15 protein-coding genes are annotated in these 16,639 nt (G+C 37.6%); 14 read left to right on the top strand and 1 reads right to left on the bottom strand.

What is annotated here, in order from left to right; translation table 11 throughout:
* Positions 1 to 11 precede the first annotated feature (11 nt).
* Complete coding sequence (gene ytvI / locus ACN6NE_RS08450; RefSeq protein ID WP_129705032.1) at positions 12 to 1,121, bottom strand: sporulation integral membrane protein YtvI; 1,110 nt, start codon at positions 1,119 to 1,121, stop codon at positions 12 to 14.
* 113 nt (positions 1,122 to 1,234) lie between these two features.
* On the opposite strand from ytvI, the gene ACN6NE_RS08445 reads away from it, so the two are divergent.
* The 14 genes from ACN6NE_RS08445 to ACN6NE_RS08380 all read left to right on the top strand — a co-directional run bounded on the left by ACN6NE_RS08445 (position 1,235) and on the right by ACN6NE_RS08380 (position 16,438).
* On the top strand, positions 1,235 to 1,696 hold the full coding sequence (locus ACN6NE_RS08445) for a DUF441 domain-containing protein (protein ID WP_057244987.1): 462 nt from the start codon (positions 1,235 to 1,237) through the stop codon (positions 1,694 to 1,696).
* 360 nt (positions 1,697 to 2,056) lie between these two features.
* Positions 2,057 to 3,175, top strand: a complete 1,119-nt coding sequence (gene citZ / locus ACN6NE_RS08440; protein ID WP_016765709.1) for a citrate synthase — start codon at positions 2,057 to 2,059, stop codon at positions 3,173 to 3,175.
* Between the two features lie 75 nt (positions 3,176 to 3,250).
* Complete coding sequence (gene icd / locus ACN6NE_RS08435; protein ID WP_255255780.1) at positions 3,251 to 4,543, top strand: NADP-dependent isocitrate dehydrogenase; 1,293 nt, start codon at positions 3,251 to 3,253, stop codon at positions 4,541 to 4,543.
* 28 nt (positions 4,544 to 4,571) lie between these two features.
* Positions 4,572 to 5,510, top strand: coding sequence for a malate dehydrogenase (mdh, locus tag ACN6NE_RS08430; protein ID WP_013085194.1), 939 nt, complete (start codon positions 4,572 to 4,574; stop codon positions 5,508 to 5,510).
* A gap of 137 nt (positions 5,511 to 5,647) precedes the next feature.
* A complete protein-coding gene (locus ACN6NE_RS08425; RefSeq protein ID WP_016765707.1) occupies positions 5,648 to 6,124 on the top strand; it encodes a MaoC family dehydratase in 477 nt (158 codons plus the stop codon).
* 178 nt (positions 6,125 to 6,302) lie between these two features.
* Complete coding sequence (locus ACN6NE_RS08420) at positions 6,303 to 7,019, top strand: response regulator transcription factor (protein WP_013085192.1); 717 nt, start codon at positions 6,303 to 6,305, stop codon at positions 7,017 to 7,019.
* Complete coding sequence (pnpS, locus tag ACN6NE_RS08415) at positions 7,012 to 8,784, top strand: two-component system histidine kinase PnpS (RefSeq protein WP_129705030.1); 1,773 nt, start codon at positions 7,012 to 7,014, stop codon at positions 8,782 to 8,784. The genes ACN6NE_RS08420 and pnpS overlap by 8 nt, the downstream gene beginning before the upstream one ends.
* A gap of 328 nt (positions 8,785 to 9,112) precedes the next feature.
* Positions 9,113 to 11,740, top strand: coding sequence for a DNA polymerase I (polA, locus tag ACN6NE_RS08410; RefSeq protein WP_129705028.1), 2,628 nt, complete (start codon positions 9,113 to 9,115; stop codon positions 11,738 to 11,740).
* 21 nt (positions 11,741 to 11,761) lie between these two features.
* Entirely contained in the window at positions 11,762 to 12,595 is an 834-nt protein-coding gene (gene mutM, locus ACN6NE_RS08405; RefSeq protein WP_129705026.1) for a DNA-formamidopyrimidine glycosylase, read from the top strand.
* Between the two features lie 60 nt (positions 12,596 to 12,655).
* Complete coding sequence (gene ytaF / locus ACN6NE_RS08400; protein ID WP_129705024.1) at positions 12,656 to 13,285, top strand: sporulation membrane protein YtaF; 630 nt, start codon at positions 12,656 to 12,658, stop codon at positions 13,283 to 13,285.
* A gap of 23 nt (positions 13,286 to 13,308) precedes the next feature.
* Entirely contained in the window at positions 13,309 to 13,905 is a 597-nt protein-coding gene (gene coaE, locus ACN6NE_RS08395; RefSeq protein ID WP_474325130.1) for a dephospho-CoA kinase, read from the top strand.
* A 218-nt stretch (positions 13,906 to 14,123) separates the two neighbouring features.
* A complete protein-coding gene (locus tag ACN6NE_RS08390; protein WP_013059435.1) occupies positions 14,124 to 15,155 on the top strand; it encodes a glyceraldehyde-3-phosphate dehydrogenase in 1,032 nt (343 codons plus the stop codon).
* A gap of 422 nt (positions 15,156 to 15,577) precedes the next feature.
* On the top strand, positions 15,578 to 15,958 hold the full coding sequence (gene speD, locus ACN6NE_RS08385) for an adenosylmethionine decarboxylase (protein WP_013059434.1): 381 nt from the start codon (positions 15,578 to 15,580) through the stop codon (positions 15,956 to 15,958).
* A gap of 93 nt (positions 15,959 to 16,051) precedes the next feature.
* Positions 16,052 to 16,438 (top strand): cytosolic protein, encoded by a 387-nt coding sequence (locus ACN6NE_RS08380; protein WP_129705022.1) that lies wholly within the window; start codon positions 16,052 to 16,054, stop codon positions 16,436 to 16,438.
* Positions 16,439 to 16,639 lie beyond the last annotated feature (201 nt).

Raw genomic sequence — 16,639 nt, 5'->3', positions numbered from 1 at the left:
CACACACTTTTTCATTTTCCTATAATAAATTGCCACGTTTCTTTAAAAACCCCCGTTGTATGAAGTGTTTTTAGAATAACAAGAATAACAGGGCCAACTATTAATCCGAAAAATCCAATCAATTGATATCCTACAAATAAAGCAATTAATGTAGCGAGAGGATCAAGACCAATGCTTGATGACAAAATTTTTGGTTCCATAATTTGTCGCTGCACAAGTACTACAGCATATAGTACCGAAAGCCCTACAGCAAATGACACGTTATCTGTGGCAAAGGCATAAATCATCCAAGGAACAAAAACCAGTCCTGTTCCGAGGTAAGGAAGAATATCTACTAAGCCAATCAATAAAGCGACCGTAATAGCATAATCAACCCTAAGAACAAGTAAACCAAAAAGAACGATGATTGTGGTAATCGAAATAAGCGTAAGCTGAGCTTTAATAAAACCAAACAGTGCATTTTTAAGCTCCACAACCACTGTCTGTCCATTTTCCCTTACTTTTTTAGGAATAAACACGCTGCTTTTAGCCATCAGCTTGTACCAATCTTTACTAATAAAAAAAGTAGCCAGTGATGAAAAAATAATCGCAGTAGCTGCATTAGGCAGTACGGATAAAAGTACTGGGATGCTTTGCAATACATTTTGCAGAAAATCGCCCACCGTTTGAGCGATATGGTTGCCTACCCCTTTAATGTTCGATAAAATAGTTGCTTGCTGACCGGTATTTAAGTTATTAAACATAGAAGTAATGCGTTCATAAAAAGGAAGTATTTGTTCTGTAGCAATATTTTCAATAAATATGACCACTTCTTTGAAATTTGTGGGAACAACTTTCGCTAAATACGTACTTCCTGCAATGATTTCTGTGATAAGTAACGTAATAAGTCCGGCCAAAAGAGAGAAGATAAGAACCATTGACAGTAAAACAGCTAAGTAGCGGGGTAAGCGCAGCTTCAATTCAAATAGATTAACCATAGGATTTATAAAAAAAGCGATGCAGCAGGCGATAATAAATGGATATATGAGAGAAGAGACATAATAACTAAGAAATATAGATGCTGCAATAATTGCCAACACACAAGCTAAGCGAAATAGTCGATGTAAATGAAGCTTGTACACAATAAATAGAGGCCTCCTTGTAAACGATAGTCAACAAAAGAAAAAGCTACTCATAAAATATTTACGTAATACGCTTTAGATTTATCACAATAAAAAAAGAAAGGATGAGTAAAATGTTCTCACAACCCATACTTTTTTTAGCTGTTTTACTCGTAATTGGATTAGTGGCTAAAAATCAATCATTAATCATTGCAGTTGCATTTTTACTTATTTTAAAATTAATCGGGTTAGACGGTAAGGTTTTTCCGTTTCTACAATCAAAAGGAATTAATATTGGAGTAACGGTTATTACAATTGCCGTTCTTGTGCCAATTGCAACAGGAGACATAGGATTCAAACAATTAGGAGAGGCCGTGAAATCTTCTTATGCCTGGATTGCTCTAGGAGCCGGAATTGCTGTAGCAATTATTGCTAAATATGGACTTACACTCTTGGAAGATGATCCGCATATTACGACCGCTTTAGTTTTTGGCACAATTCTTGCTGTGGCGCTGTTTCAAGGGGTAGCAGTAGGTCCGTTAATCGGTGCTGGAATCGCTTATTTATTTATGAAATTAACTGAACTTTTTTCGTAGAAATTTTTGTATAATAATAATTTTTTTGAAATTTCTTCTCTCTTTTGATTCACAAAAGTCAGATAATTGTTTATAATATATTTTGAGGCCGCATCTTTTTACATACAATTGTATGTTTTACCTATAGGGCTGTAACAAAGCAATGACACATGCAGATGTTTTGATTTTGTGTGTTATTGAAACAAATGGAAATGTAAGCATTTTCTTTACGTGGGGTGAAGAAATGTTCTTCCAAGATATATATTCAAAAGAGGCGCTTCGTATATCATTTAATGTCTAGTTGAGCATAGGCTCAATTTTGTTTTTCACGTTTTACACAGAAAGGTATGGGGAATTTTTTCTGTAAAGGAGTGGAGATTTATGACAGCAACTCGAGGTCTAGAAGGGGTAGTCGCTACAACGTCAGCAGTAAGTTCAATTATTGATGACACTTTAACATATCAAGGCTACAATATTGATGATTTAGCGAATTATGCAACATTTGAAGAAGTGGTGTATTTACTATGGCACGGAAAATTACCTAACAAAGAAGAATTATCTGTGTTTTCTAGATTACTAGCAGAAAACGCTAAATTACCCCAAGAAGTCTTAGATCATTTCAAAACTTATCCAATTAAAGATGTTCATCCAATGGCAGCTTTAAGAACAGTCGTATCACTATTGGGGTTGTACGATCCTGAAGCTGATTTAATGGATGAGGAAGCAAATTATCGCAAAGCTGTTCGTTTGCAAGCACAATTACCAACGGTGGTAACGGCTTTTTCAAGAGTCCGTAACGGATTAGAGCCAATTGAGCCAAACGAAAATTATAGCATTGCCGCTAACTTTTTATATATGTTAACCGGCGAAGAGCCAACTGATATCCAAGTAGAAGCGTTTGATAAAGCACTTGTCTTACACGCTGACCATGAGCTAAATGCATCAACTTTTACAGCGCGTGTCTGTGTGGCAACGTTATCCGATATTTATTCAGGAATTACAGCCGCTATTGGGGCGTTAAAGGGTCCTCTTCACGGGGGAGCGAATGAAGCTGTTATGAAAATGTTGTCTGACATTCAAACAGTTGAAAACGCGGAACCTTATATTCGCGAAAAACTCGCAAAAAAAGAAAAGATTATGGGATTTGGACATCGTGTGTATCAGCAGGGTGATCCTCGTGCCAAGCACTTGAAAGAAATGTCTGAAAAACTTACAAAACAAGCAGGAGATACAACGCTATACGATATGTCAGTGAAAATTGAGGAAATCGTAACAGGCGAGAAAAAGCTTCCGCCAAACGTTGATTTCTATTCAGCTTCTGTATACCACAGCTTAGGCATTGATCACGATCTATTTACTCCGATTTTTGCTGTAAGCCGCGTATCAGGATGGATTGCTCACATTTTAGAGCAGTATTCAAACAATCGTTTGATTCGTCCAAGAGCTGATTATATCGGTCCTGGAAAACAAACGTACATTCCGCTTGAAGAGCGCAGCTAAACAATGTGACGAAGGTGCTCACGTTCGTTGAGCACTTTTCCATAAGTGAAAGTAGACAAATTTTTTAAGGAGGTCATTCTCATGACAAAAGGTGAACAAATTTCTGTAGCAAACGGCGTGTTAAACGTACCAAATAACCCAATTATTCCATTTATCGAAGGTGACGGAATTGGTCCGGATATCTGGGCAGCAGCTTCTCGCGTATTAGAAGCAGCGGTTGCAAAAGCATACAATGGTGAAAAAGAAATCGTTTGGAAAGAAGTATTAGCAGGTGAAAAAGCATTTAATCAAACTGGCGAATGGTTACCGGAAGAAACGTTAGATGCAATTCGCGAATACATAATTGCAATCAAAGGACCATTAACAACACCAGTAGGCGGTGGAATTCGTTCTCTAAACGTGGCATTGCGTCAAGAATTAGACTTATTCACATGCTTACGTCCTGTTCGCTACTTTGACGGCGTACCTTCTCCAATTAAGCGCCCTGAAGATACAGATATGGTTATCTTCCGTGAAAATACTGAAGATATTTATGCTGGTATTGAATATGCGAAGGGTTCTGAAGAAGTACAAAAGCTTGTTTCATTCCTACAAACGGAATTAGGCGTAAATAAAATCCGTTTCCCTGAAACTTCTGGATTAGGTATTAAGCCTATTTCTTCTGAAGGAACAGAGCGTCTTGTGCGTGCAGCAATCAACTATGCAATTGAACAAGGCCGCAAGTCTGTTACGCTTGTACACAAAGGTAACATTATGAAATATACAGAAGGCGCATTTAAAAATTGGGGCTATGAGCTAGCTGAAAAAGAATTCGGCGATAAAGTATTTACTTGGGCTCAATATGACCGCATCGTTGAAAAAGAAGGTGCACAGGCTGCAAACAAAGCTCAAGCAGAAGCGGAAGCAGCAGGAAAAATTATTGTAAAAGATTCAATTGCAGATATCTTCTTACAACAAATTTTAACTCGTCCACGTGAATTCGATGTAGTAGCAACAATGAATTTAAATGGAGATTACATTTCAGATGCATTAGCAGCACAAGTTGGTGGTATCGGAATTGCTCCAGGGGCAAATATCAACTATGAAACTGGACATGCTATCTTTGAAGCAACTCACGGTACAGCACCTAAATATGCTGGTTTAGATAAAGTAAACCCATCTTCTGTATTATTATCAGGTGTGTTAATGCTTGAACACCTTGGCTGGAATGAAGCAGCGGATTTAATCATGAAATCAATGGAAAAAACAATTGCTTCAAAAGTAGTAACATATGATTTCGCACGTTTAATGGACGGCGCAACAGAAGTGAAGTGTTCAGAGTTTGCTGATGAATTAATTAGCAATCTAGGAAAACAAGTAACAGTTTAATAGCTATTCATTTAGGGGAGGAATTATAATGGCAAATATGCGTAAAAAAGTATCTGTTATCGGAGCGGGCTTTACAGGAGCTACAACTGCTTTTTTAATTGGTCAAAAAGAATTAGCTGATGTTGTATTAGTTGATATTCCGCAATTAGAAAATCCAGCTAAAGGTAAAGCGCTGGATATGTTAGAAGCAAGTCCTGTACAAGGCTTTGACGCTAACATTACAGGAACAGCCAACTACGAAGACACAGCTGATTCTGACATTGTCATTATTACAGCTGGTATCGCGCGTAAGCCAGGTATGAGTCGCGATGATTTAGTAACAACGAACCAAAAAATCATGAAGTCTGTTACTCAAGAAGTTGTTAAATACTCGCCAAACTGTCACATCATCGTGTTGACAAACCCGGTAGATGCTATGACGTATACAGTATTTAAAGAATCTGGTTTTCCTAAAAACCGCGTAATCGGTCAATCAGGCGTATTAGATTCTGCACGTTTCCGTACGTTCGTAGCGCAGGAGTTAAACATTTCAGTAAAAGATATCACAGGTTTTGTACTTGGTGGACATGGCGATGATATGGTACCTCTTGTACGCTACTCATATGCTGGCGGTATTCCTCTTGAAACGCTTATTCCAAAAGCGCGTCTTGAAGCAATTGTTGAAAGAACACGCAAAGGCGGCGGCGAGATCGTTAACTTATTAGGTAACGGAAGTGCATACTACGCGCCTGCTGCCTCTTTAGTGGAAATGACAGAAGCGATCTTAAAAGATCAGCGTCGTATTTTACCAGCGATTGCTTACCTAGAGGGTGAATATGGTTATAACGGCATCTACTTAGGTGTTCCAACCGTATTAGGAGCTGCAGGAATTGAGCAAGTAATTGAATTAGAACTGACTGATTCTGAAAAAGCTTCTTTAGATCAATCAGCAAAATCAGTTAAAACTGTCATGGGTGTATTAGCTTAATACAATAAAATAGGTTTGAGTATAGGTTTTTATAGATATTCAAACAATAGTCACAAGGAAAATTCGGGGGAAACCTCGAATTTTTCTTGTATATGGAGAAAGAAAAGCTATTACTTTATACAAAAGGTGGAATGATGATGGTATTAGGTAAAAAACAAAAAATAGGCCGAAGTATTGAAGATATAAAAGTTGGAGAAAAATTAACGCTAACGGAACGAATTGAAGATAAAGATATCTTATTGTACTTAGGGCTGACAAATGATTCGAACCCTTTATACATTCAGCATGATTACGCATCTCAGACCCCTTTTAAAAAACCTATTGTGCCAAGTATTATGATTACCGGTATTATGACAGCAGCTATTTCAAAGTATTTGCCCGGACCTGGAAGTCACGTTGCAGAACATACGGTAGCCTTCCCCAAAAAAATTCATCATTATAGCACGATTGAATTTTTATTTGAAGTGACAGAGGTAGATGTTTCTTCTAGAACTGTTACGATTGAGGTGGAAGCGGTCAATGAGCAAAAAGAGAAAGTAGTAACGGCGCGGTTTCTTGTGTATCCGCCGTTTAGACTTCCATCAGTAGAGACACACGACTTTGAAAATTTTTAAAACGCCTTAAATATTTATAAATATAGAAGAAACTGTTTGGTCATATTTTCTGAAAATGTTGAAATGTATTGGAGAACGAGGCTAAAACATTGTATGATAAGAGAAGATAAATAGAAAATAATATCATTTGGATGAAGCTGCGGTTTAATTTAACTAGATGGAGGCTTATATCGTTAATATGAGTAAGAAATTATTAGTCGTAGATGATGAACAATCAATTTCAACATTATTACAATATAATTTACAACAAGCTGGCTTTACAGTAGAAACAGCTGAAGACGGGGAAGAAGGATACAACAAGGCACTAGAAGGAAAACCGGATTTAATTGTGTTAGACTTGATGCTTCCTAAGATGGATGGAATTGAAGTTTGTAAAAAGCTTCGTCAGCAAAAAGTGATGACGCCTATTTTAATGTTAACTGCAAAAGACGATGAGTTCGACAAAGTATTAGGGCTAGAGCTTGGCGCAGATGACTACATGACGAAACCATTTAGTCCTCGAGAAGTAGTAGCGCGTGTAAAAGCCATTTTACGCAGAACACAAATTATTGCTCAGGAAAATGAACAAGAGGAAGATGGCGAGCGCATCATGATCGGTGATTTAAAAATTCTTCCAGATCATTATGAGGCCTACTTTAATCAAGAGCAGCTTGAGCTTACTCCAAAAGAATTTGAGTTATTATTATATTTGGCAAAATACAAAGGACGGGTATTAACTCGTGATCAGCTGCTAAGTGCAGTGTGGAATTATGATTTTGCCGGAGATACGCGAATTGTAGATGTGCACATCAGCCATTTGCGTGAGAAAATTGAACACAATACGCGAAAACCTGTTTATATAAAAACGATTAGAGGATTAGGATATAAGCTGGAGGAACCAAAGGTAGATGAATAAATTTCGTTCAAGGCTACTTTTGGCTCTATTAGTACTTATTATTATTGTATTAGTAGGTCTTGGCCTGCTGCTGGGACAGTTGTTTAAAAACTTTTATTTTCAGACGTTTCAAGAGCGAATGGAAAAAGAAGCAAAGCTTGTAGAAATGTACATTAGCGAAGAAGGTATCACAAGTCCTGCTTTAAAATCTAAAGTTGATCAAATCAGCCATTCGTTAAGTGTACGAACGACTATCGTTCAAAAAGACGGAAAAATATTAGTTGACTCAAATCCAGGCAGCAAGCAGCAAAGAATCGAAAAAAGTATCGTAATTCAACAAGTATTAAAAAAGCAGTTAAACAGTAAAAAAAGCTTTGATCAAATTAAAGAAGATTACGACTTATATTACTATGGTATCCCGCTTATTATAGAAGGTAAGCAAGAGGGATTTGTTGTGCTGAGTACATCGTTTGATTCATTAAAACAAGTAAATCAGCAAATTTGGGGCCTTCTTATTGGAAGCTTAGGTCTAGCTTTGATTGTGATCTTACTCTTAGGTGTAAAGATTATGGGACGCTATACCCGTCCTATTGAATCGGCAACCAAGGTGGCTGTGGAACTTGCAAAAGGGAATTATAAAGCTCGTACATATGAAGATTATGTAGATGAAACAGGGATGCTGAGTCAGTCTATTAACGCACTTGCTCGTAATCTGCAAGAGTCTATCACTAATCAAGAAATGCAGCAGGACAGGCTGCGCACGCTAATTGAAAATATGGGAAGCGGCATGCTTCTTATCGATAGTCGAGGCTATATAAACTTAGTGAATCGAGCTTATAAAGAGCAGTTTCATATACATCCGGATGACTTCCTTTATCATTTGTATTACGAGGTATTTGAGCATAAAGAAATCATTAAGCTTGTGGAAAAAATATTTATGACGGAAGTAAAGGTTCGAAAACAAGTGGTTCTGCCTTTAAATATTGAACGAAGATATTTTGATGTTTACGGAGCGCCGATTATTGGCTTAAACGATGAATGGAAAGGGATTGTGCTTGTTTTCCATGATATTACCGAGCTAAAAAAACTAGAACAAGTTCGCCGTGACTTTGTAGCGAATGTGTCTCATGAACTAAAAACTCCTATTACGTCTATAAAAGGGTTTAGTGAGACATTGTTAGACGGTGCCATGGAAGATCCACAGCTGCGCCAGCAGTTTCTATCTATCATTTTAACGGAAAGTCAGCGCATGGAGAGCTTGATTCAAGATCTTTTAGATTTGTCTAAAGTTGAACAGCAAGGGTTTAAACTAAGCATTCATTCAGTAGATTTGAATACGCTTCTTTACGAAGTGACGACGGTGCTATCAAACCGAGCGACTGAAAAAGAAATCACGCTAACGTTAGATACGCTTCCTGAAGAAGCGTGGATTGATGGTGACAGTCAGCGCCTTATGCAAGTGTTTGTTAACTTAATCGGCAATGCGCTCATGTATACAATGCCTGGAGGAACTGTTCACGTTTCGCTTGAAGAGGAAGAAGAAACGATTACAGTTCATGTTCAAGATACAGGTATCGGTATTGATTCTGATGAAATTTCACGTATTTTTGAGCGCTTTTACCGAGTAGATAAAGCAAGAAGCCGTAATTCCGGAGGAACAGGTCTTGGATTAGCAATTGTTAAACATCTTGTTGAAGCTCATAAAGGGGAGATTGAAGTGAAAAGTGAAGTCAATAAAGGGACAACTTTTTCGGTGAAGCTGCACAAGTATTTGCCGCAGATATAAAATGTTTACGTTCCTTTTACAATTTATTTAATGTAGCTTAATAATTAATTGATACAATTTTTCATGGAAACCCCTTCATCCAAGGAGCCAATGTGTAAGGCGAAAATAGCTTTAACCGTGCTATTTTCGCCGATTCTTTTTGACAATTTCTATCCATTCACATGCTACACCGCCTAAAATAACTAGGCGGTGTTTTTATTTTATGATATATAAATCTTATGACCACATGAAAATAAAACGTTGAATTCAAGAGTACTTTTTGTCCTTAAAGCTTATTGTTTGCTAAAATAAAGGTAAGATAAGAAGAGAGCGAAATGGAGGAACATGAATGACACAAAAACTAGTATTAATTGACGGGAATAGTATTGCCTACCGTGCATTTTTTGCTTTGCCGCTTTTAAACAATGATAAAGGAATACATACAAATGCCATATATGGCTTTACTACAATGCTGACACGTATCTTAGAGGAAGAGAAGCCAACGCATTTACTGGTGGCTTTTGATGCAGGGAAAACAACGTTTCGCCACAAAACATTTACGGAATACAAAGGAGGCAGACAAAAGACGCCTCCTGAACTTTCAGAGCAGTTTCCCTTTATTCGTGAGTTATTAGATGCATATGGGATTAAGCGCTATGAACTGCCTGATTATGAAGCAGATGATATTATCGGGACACTTTCAAAACAAGCTGAACAAAAAGGAATGGCCGTAAAAGTCATTTCCGGGGACAAAGATTTACTTCAGCTTGTGTCAGAACATGTAACCGTAGATATTACGAGAAAAGGGATTACAGATGTCGATTCCTATACGCCTGCAGCCATTGATGAAAAGTATGGTATTACGGCTGCACAAATTATTGATATGAAAGGCCTTATGGGGGACAGCTCGGATAATATCCCAGGCGTGCCCGGAGTAGGAGAAAAAACAGCTTTAAAGCTATTAAAAGAGTTTGAAACGGTTGAAAATGTATTGGAATCTATCGATCAAGTCAGCGGTAAAAAATTAAAAGAAAAGCTAGAAGATAATCGTGAATCAGCCATCATGAGTAAAAAGCTTGCAACTATTTATTGCAAAGCGCCTCTTGAAGTATCAGTAGAAGATGCAAAGTATGACGGGTTTGAATCTTCAAAAGTCATCTCATTATTTAAAGAGCTTGGGTTTAATTCTCTGCTTGCTAAATTTGGTGAATCAGCAGAAGAGGAAGCAGATTTTGAAGAACTGACGTTTGAAATAGCGCAGGAAGTTCACGATGATATGTTAACAAGCGAAGCAGCTCTGATCGTAGAAGGGTATGAAGAAAACTACCATCATAATCAGCTGCTCGGTTTTGGAATCAGCAACAAAAATGGCCACTATTTTATTGATAAAGATACAGCTCTTTCATCTTCTAAATTTAAAGAATGGTTAGAAGATGGACGCGTAAAAAAGACGGTGTTTAATGGGAAACGTACGATTGTATCGTTAAAATGGGCGGGGCATGAAATTAAAGGAATTGAACATGATGTAATGATTGCTTCTTACATCTTGAATCCTGCTGAGGCAAATGATGACCTAGCGACAATTGCGAAATTAAAAGGATACCATCAAGTGCAATCAGATGAAGCTGTGTATGGAAAAGGAGCTAAGCGAAGCATTGCGGAAGCTGCTCAGCTAGCTGAGCATGTTATAAGAAAAGCAGCCGCCGTAGCTTATTTAAAAGAAGTGTTAGAAAAAGAATTGGTTGAAAATGAACAGTTTGAGCTGTTTGAGAAGCTTGAAATGCCTCTTGCCATTGTCCTTGCTGATATGGAATATCAAGGGGTGAAAATTGACCGCGCGCGTTTGGATGAAATGGGCGAAGATCTTCGAGAGCAGCTTGAAAAAATTGAAGCGAAAATCTACAAATACGCTGGACAAGAATTCAATATTAATTCGCCAAAGCAGCTAGGAGTTGTTCTTTTTGAAAAAATGCAGCTTCCAGTCATAAAGAAAACAAAAACAGGCTATTCCACATCAGCCGATGTATTAGAGCAATTAGCTAGTACCCATGATATTATCCCAGAGATTTTACAATACCGTCAGCTAGGAAAATTACAGTCTACGTATATTGAAGGATTAAAAAAGGTTATTCATGAAAGCGATGGAAAAGTTCATACCCGCTTTAATCAAACGTTAACTCAAACGGGAAGGTTAAGCTCAGTAGATCCTAACTTGCAAAACATCCCGATTCGTCTTGAAGAAGGTAAAAAAATAAGAGGTGCGTTTGTGCCTTCACAGCCTGATTGGTTAATATTTGCGGCGGATTATTCACAAATTGAGCTGCGCGTACTGGCTCATATTGCAGATGATGAAAAGCTAATCGATGCGTTTAAGCATGACTTAGATATTCATACGAAAACAGCGATGGATGTGTTCCACGTCGAAAGAGAAGAAGTAACGTCGAATATGCGCCGCCAGGCTAAAGCAGTTAACTTTGGAATCGTCTATGGCATCAGTGATTACGGTTTATCGCAAAGTTTAGGAATTACAAGAAAAGCAGCGGCTACTTTTATTGAACGCTATTTAAAAAGCTTCCCTGGTGTACAGGAGTATATGGATACGATTGTACGCGATGCAAAAGAAAAGGGATATGTAACAACGCTCTTGCACCGCCGACGTTACTTGCCTGAAATCACGAGCCGAAACTTTAACCTCCGGAGCTTCGCTGAGCGTACGGCTATGAATACGCCTATCCAAGGGACAGCAGCTGATATTATTAAAAAAGCAATGATTGAAATGGATAAGCGCTTAAAAGATGAAAATCTTCAGGCTAAGCTGCTGCTTCAAGTACACGATGAGCTGATTTTTGAAGCCCCAGAAGAAGAAATTAAAATTTTAGAGAAAATCGTACCAGAAGTAATGGAGAACGCTTTAGAGCTAGAAGTTCCGTTGAAAGTAGATTATTCTTACGGAAAGACTTGGTACGAAGCAAAGTAGTGGAAAAAGGATGTGACAAACGTGCCAGAATTACCAGAAGTTGAAACCGTCAGACGTACGTTAATTGAATTAGCCAGTGGAAAGACCATTGAGCGTGTAACAGTTAAATGGCCTAATATTATCAAACGTCCTGAACAAGTTGAACAGTTTTGTGATGCGCTTGTTGGACAAACCATTCGAGATGTTGAACGTAGAGGTAAATTTTTGAAAATTGTGCTCGATGATTATACGATGGTTTCTCATTTGCGTATGGAAGGGAAATATGCTCTCCATGGGAATGCAGAAGAACCAGATAAGCATGTACACGTCTTTTTTCACTTCACGGATGGAACGGAATTGCGATACCGGGATGTAAGGAAGTTTGGTACTATGCACTTATTTAAAAAGGGAGAGGAAGATCTGTTTCCTCCTCTTATTGGCCTTGGACCTGAACCGTTTGACGAAACATTTAATCCTAGTCAATTAAAAATGAGAATCGGCAAAACCTCTCGAAAAATCAAGCCGGTTTTACTCGATCAAAATGTCGTGGTTGGGCTTGGAAATATTTATGTAGATGAAGCACTGTTTCGCGCAGGGATTCATCCTGAACGAGTGGCCAGCCAATTAACAGACGAAGAGTATGAAAAATTGTACGGAGAAATTGTAGCGACTCTTCAAGAAGCTGTGAAACAAGGAGGCAGCACAATTCGCACGTATGTAAACACACAGGGACAAATAGGCATGTTTCAGCAGCAGCTTTATGTGTACGGAAGAAAAGGCGAATCCTGTAAAATGTGCGGTACCCCAATTGAAAAATTTGTTGTAGGCGGTAGAGGAACACATATCTGCCCAAATTGTCAGCCGGCTAAAAAATAACAATGGATGGGCTTCTTTCATATACTACGTATAGACAGAAAGGAAAGGAGTCCTCTCATCATGATAACATTTTCTTTACTTATTCTTGCTTTTGCCGTAAGTCTTGACAGCTTTAGCGTTGGCCTGACATACGGACTTCGAAAGGTGAAAATCCCGCTGAAATCCATTTTTATTATTTCATGTTGCTCAGCATTTTCTTTAATGTTTTCTATGTTTTTAGGAAAAGTACTTACGCATCTATTTTCAGTGGATGTACTAAATAAAGTAGGCGGAGGTATTCTTGTTCTGCTTGGGATGTGGATTTTATACCAGTTTTTTTGTCCGGCAGATTCATCTCGAGTGAAAGAAGAAAAAACATTAGTGAAAATTGAAATTAAGTCAATTGGCCTAGTCATCAACGTATTGAAAAAGCCAATTGCAGCGGATTTAGATAATTCAGGTTCCATCAATGGAATTGAAGCATTTATACTTGGAATTGCATTATCTCTTGATGCATTTGGAGCAGGGTTTGGAGCGGCTTTATTAGGTTATTCGCCGTATGCTCTAGCAATTGCTGTAGCTCTTATGAGTTCTCTTTTTTTAAGTGCGGGCATAAAATTTGGCAAGGTTTTTTCACGTTTATCATGGATGAAAATGTTCTCGTTTGTACCAGGAGTTCTGCTTATTATTTTAGGTATTTTTAGATTTTAAATAAAGAGATAAAGGAGAGACCAATGTCAATTGTAATTGGATTAACGGGCGGAATTGCAAGCGGAAAAAGCACGGTAACCGGAATGCTACGAGATATCAATATTCCAGTAATTGATGCTGATCACATTGCAAAAGAAGTCGTAGAACCAGGAAAAGAAGCATACAAACAAATTGTCGAGACGTTCGGCCGTTCTATTCTTCACGAGAACGCGGAGATCAATCGAGCGGCTTTAGGGGAAATAGTGTTTTATCAAGAGGAAGAACGTAAAAAGTTGAATGCAATTGTACATCCTGCTGTAAGAAAAGAAATGCTTTCTCAAAAGGAAAGCTATATAGAGGAAGGTTACGAAGCCGTTGTATTAGATATTCCGCTGCTGTTTGAAAGCGATTTGACACACTTAGTCGATAAAGTAGTGGTTGTATATGTCGATGAGTCTGTGCAGCTAGCAAGGTTAAAGTCGCGTAATAACCTCTCGGCGGAGGATGCCTATGCGCGTATCCATGCACAGCTGCCTTTGATTCAAAAAGTAGCCTTAGCCGATGCGGTGATCAATAACAACGGTCCTGTAGAGGAAACAAAACAACAGCTTTTAAGTATATTAGCCCTATGGCTAGATTAAAGAGTGAATGATTGCATTCACTCTTTTTTTATTTGGAATATTTAAGGGCTTCTAAAAAAGAATGTGTTAAATATCTGTTCTCGCTATATACATATAGTAAAACTTAATTAAAATAATTTATTAAAAAAAATTAATATTATTCACTTTTTAAATATTTATGTTATACTATTCAATATAAAAAGTTAAATAGTATAACACATATAGAGAGGGGTATAGCCATGAAAGCACGTATTGCCATTAATGGTTTTGGGAGAATAGGAAGAATGGTGTTTCGCACAGCGATTATAGAGGAAAATTTAGATATTATTGCAATAAATGCATCTTATCCAGCAGAAACGTTAGCACATTTAATCAAATATGACTCTATACATGGACCATTTAATGGAGATGTCAAATGTGATGATGATGCGCTAATTGTTAACGGTAAAAGAATTCAGCTATTAAATTCACGTGATCCGCTGAATTTGCCTTGGAAAGAGCTTGGGATTGATCTAGTTGTTGAAGCAACGGGAAAATTTAATTCAAGAGAAAAAGCGCAGTTACATATTGAAGCAGGTGCAAAAAAAGTTGTCTTAACGGCACCGGGTAAACAAGAAGATATCACCATTGTGATGGGCGTAAACGAACGAGAGTTTGATGTAAATCAGCATAACATTATTTCCAATGCCTCTTGTACGACAAATTGTCTAGCTCCAGTTGTCAAGGTACTAGACGAAGCGTTCACAATTGAAAACGGTTTAATGACGACCGTTCACGCATATACAAATGATCAAAAGAATATCGATAATCCACATAAAGATTTGCGAAGAGCTCGTGCGTGTGCTCAATCAATTATTCCTACAACAACTGGAGCAGCCAAGGCGCTTTCATTAGTTCTTCCTCATTTAAAAGGAAAACTTCATGGGATGGCGCTTCGTGTGCCAACGCCAAACGTATCGCTTGTCGATTTAGTTGTGGATGTAAGGAAGCCTGTGACGATGGAAGATGTTAATTTAGCGTTTATTAAAGCTGCTGAAGGACCGTTAAAGAATATTTTAAATTTAACAATGGAACCACTCGTATCAATTGACTTTAATACAAATCCTCATTCAGCTATTGTAGATGGACTATCCACGATCGTAATGGAAGATCATAAAATTAAAGTGTTAGCTTGGTACGATAACGAGTGGGGCTACTCTCAGCGCGTAGTGGATTTGGTAAGATATATTGCTGCAGAAATGCGTAATGGATCAAAAATAAGAGTAAGCTAAGAAAGCTATTGATTGCTTTTAAAAAAACAGGGAGCTATCGCCCTGTTTTTTTTGTTTTTATTCAAAAGAATAGGGAAAAGCAATAAGATAAGCATGCAAAGGGGTGTTTATTTTCCTCAATTTTAATAAAAAATTAATAGTCGTTTAGCAGCTTTTATACACTGTCTCACGAGAATACAGGGGTAATTTGTATAGGTCTATCTGCAAGAACAATCTTTAATAAAATCAAAACACGTATTGCAAAATAAATGTAAACAAAGTATACTATGTTTCGTGAACTTCTTGTGTACCTTTCGGTGATGTGGCTACTTAAAGGGTTAGGACCTCTTTGGACTAACTTTCCCCCGTGGTAGTTAACATGCTATATGGCGAAAGAACTTCATGTTTAACGATTAAAAATTGTTAAAGGGGGAAATATCATTATGGAAACAATGGGTCGTCATGTCATCTCAGAATTATGGGGATGCGATTTCGATAAGTTAAATGATATTGATTATATTGAAAAAACGTTTGTTGATGCAGCTTTAAAATCTGGTGCGGAAGTTCGCGAAGTAGCGTTCCATAAATTTGCACCTCAAGGTGTAAGTGGCGTTGTTATTATTTCAGAATCACATTTAACGATTCACAGCTTCCCAGAGCATGGTTATGCAAGTATCGATGTTTATACTTGTGGTCATTTAGATCCTACAATCGCAGCAGATTATATTGCAGATGCTCTAAGTGCACAGACACGTGAAACAATTGAATTACCACGTGGAATGGGTCCTGTTCAGGTAAAACAAACTAAAGCGAATGCACTTTAATAGTGTCGATTGATTACGTAAGTTAAGAGGTGTATTACACACCTCTTTTTAGTATATAAATTTTTAATACGCAAAAACAAAGGGGATAACAACATGGGGGTAGTACAAGCAGTTAAATCTTTATTTTCTAATCATGTAGAAACAAGCGATCACCATTCAGATCCGACTCTAAAAACGCATTATTACAAAACAACGGCCGGGAATGCATTTAAGCAAGTTCATGAAATGTTGAAGCACATGCAAGGGATAGAGATACTTGCTGCGTATGAAGAGCGAGGAGAAATTAGCTTAAACGTTGTAAAAGGAAGAAAAGCTTTTGTTGTGATTACCATTATTAACGTACGTCCTCTTGAAACTGCTATCGATTTTTCTGCTACAACAGAATCAAAAGTGGTACCGTTTGATTTTGGTTTTAGTAAAGAACTTGTACGTACGCTTTATAAGACCTTTGATCAAAAACTTATTCCTCTTTCTTCGTAAGTTCCTTATCATTTTTGAATTTCAGGAAATAAAATGGGGAAATTCCTTTTCCTTTACTTGTATTCAAGCCTTGTTTTCTATAAGATGGAATAAAGTAAATCCTTTAATACAACATCGTGTTTGTTAAAGGAAATGATGATAAAAATCATAATAAATGGCGAATAGCCTGCTAACATAGATGGAAATTAACTTATATAAGAG

The sequence above is a fragment of the Priestia sp. 53B2 genome, assembly GCF_056099005.1.
The sequence above is the reverse complement of the archived record's forward strand: the minus strand, read 5'-3'. Positions and strand labels throughout refer to the sequence as shown.

Coding starts and splice junctions, on each gene's coding strand:
- coaE (WP_474325130.1), top strand. CDS start 13,309: ATGTCAATTGTAATTGGATTAACGGGCGGAATTGCAAGCGGAAAAAGC.
- speD (WP_013059434.1), top strand. CDS start 15,578: ATGGAAACAATGGGTCGTCATGTCATCTCAGAATTATGGGGATGCGAT.
- ACN6NE_RS08420 (WP_013085192.1), top strand. CDS start 6,303: ATGAGTAAGAAATTATTAGTCGTAGATGATGAACAATCAATTTCAACA.
- ytaF (WP_129705024.1), top strand. CDS start 12,656: ATGATAACATTTTCTTTACTTATTCTTGCTTTTGCCGTAAGTCTTGAC.
- polA (WP_129705028.1), top strand. CDS start 9,113: ATGACACAAAAACTAGTATTAATTGACGGGAATAGTATTGCCTACCGT.
- ACN6NE_RS08425 (WP_016765707.1), top strand. CDS start 5,648: ATGGTATTAGGTAAAAAACAAAAAATAGGCCGAAGTATTGAAGATATA.
- ACN6NE_RS08380 (WP_129705022.1), top strand. CDS start 16,052: ATGGGGGTAGTACAAGCAGTTAAATCTTTATTTTCTAATCATGTAGAA.
- ACN6NE_RS08390 (WP_013059435.1), top strand. CDS start 14,124: ATGAAAGCACGTATTGCCATTAATGGTTTTGGGAGAATAGGAAGAATG.
- citZ (WP_016765709.1), top strand. CDS start 2,057: ATGACAGCAACTCGAGGTCTAGAAGGGGTAGTCGCTACAACGTCAGCA.
- mdh (WP_013085194.1), top strand. CDS start 4,572: ATGGCAAATATGCGTAAAAAAGTATCTGTTATCGGAGCGGGCTTTACA.
- pnpS (WP_129705030.1), top strand. CDS start 7,012: ATGAATAAATTTCGTTCAAGGCTACTTTTGGCTCTATTAGTACTTATT.
- ACN6NE_RS08445 (WP_057244987.1), top strand. CDS start 1,235: ATGTTCTCACAACCCATACTTTTTTTAGCTGTTTTACTCGTAATTGGA.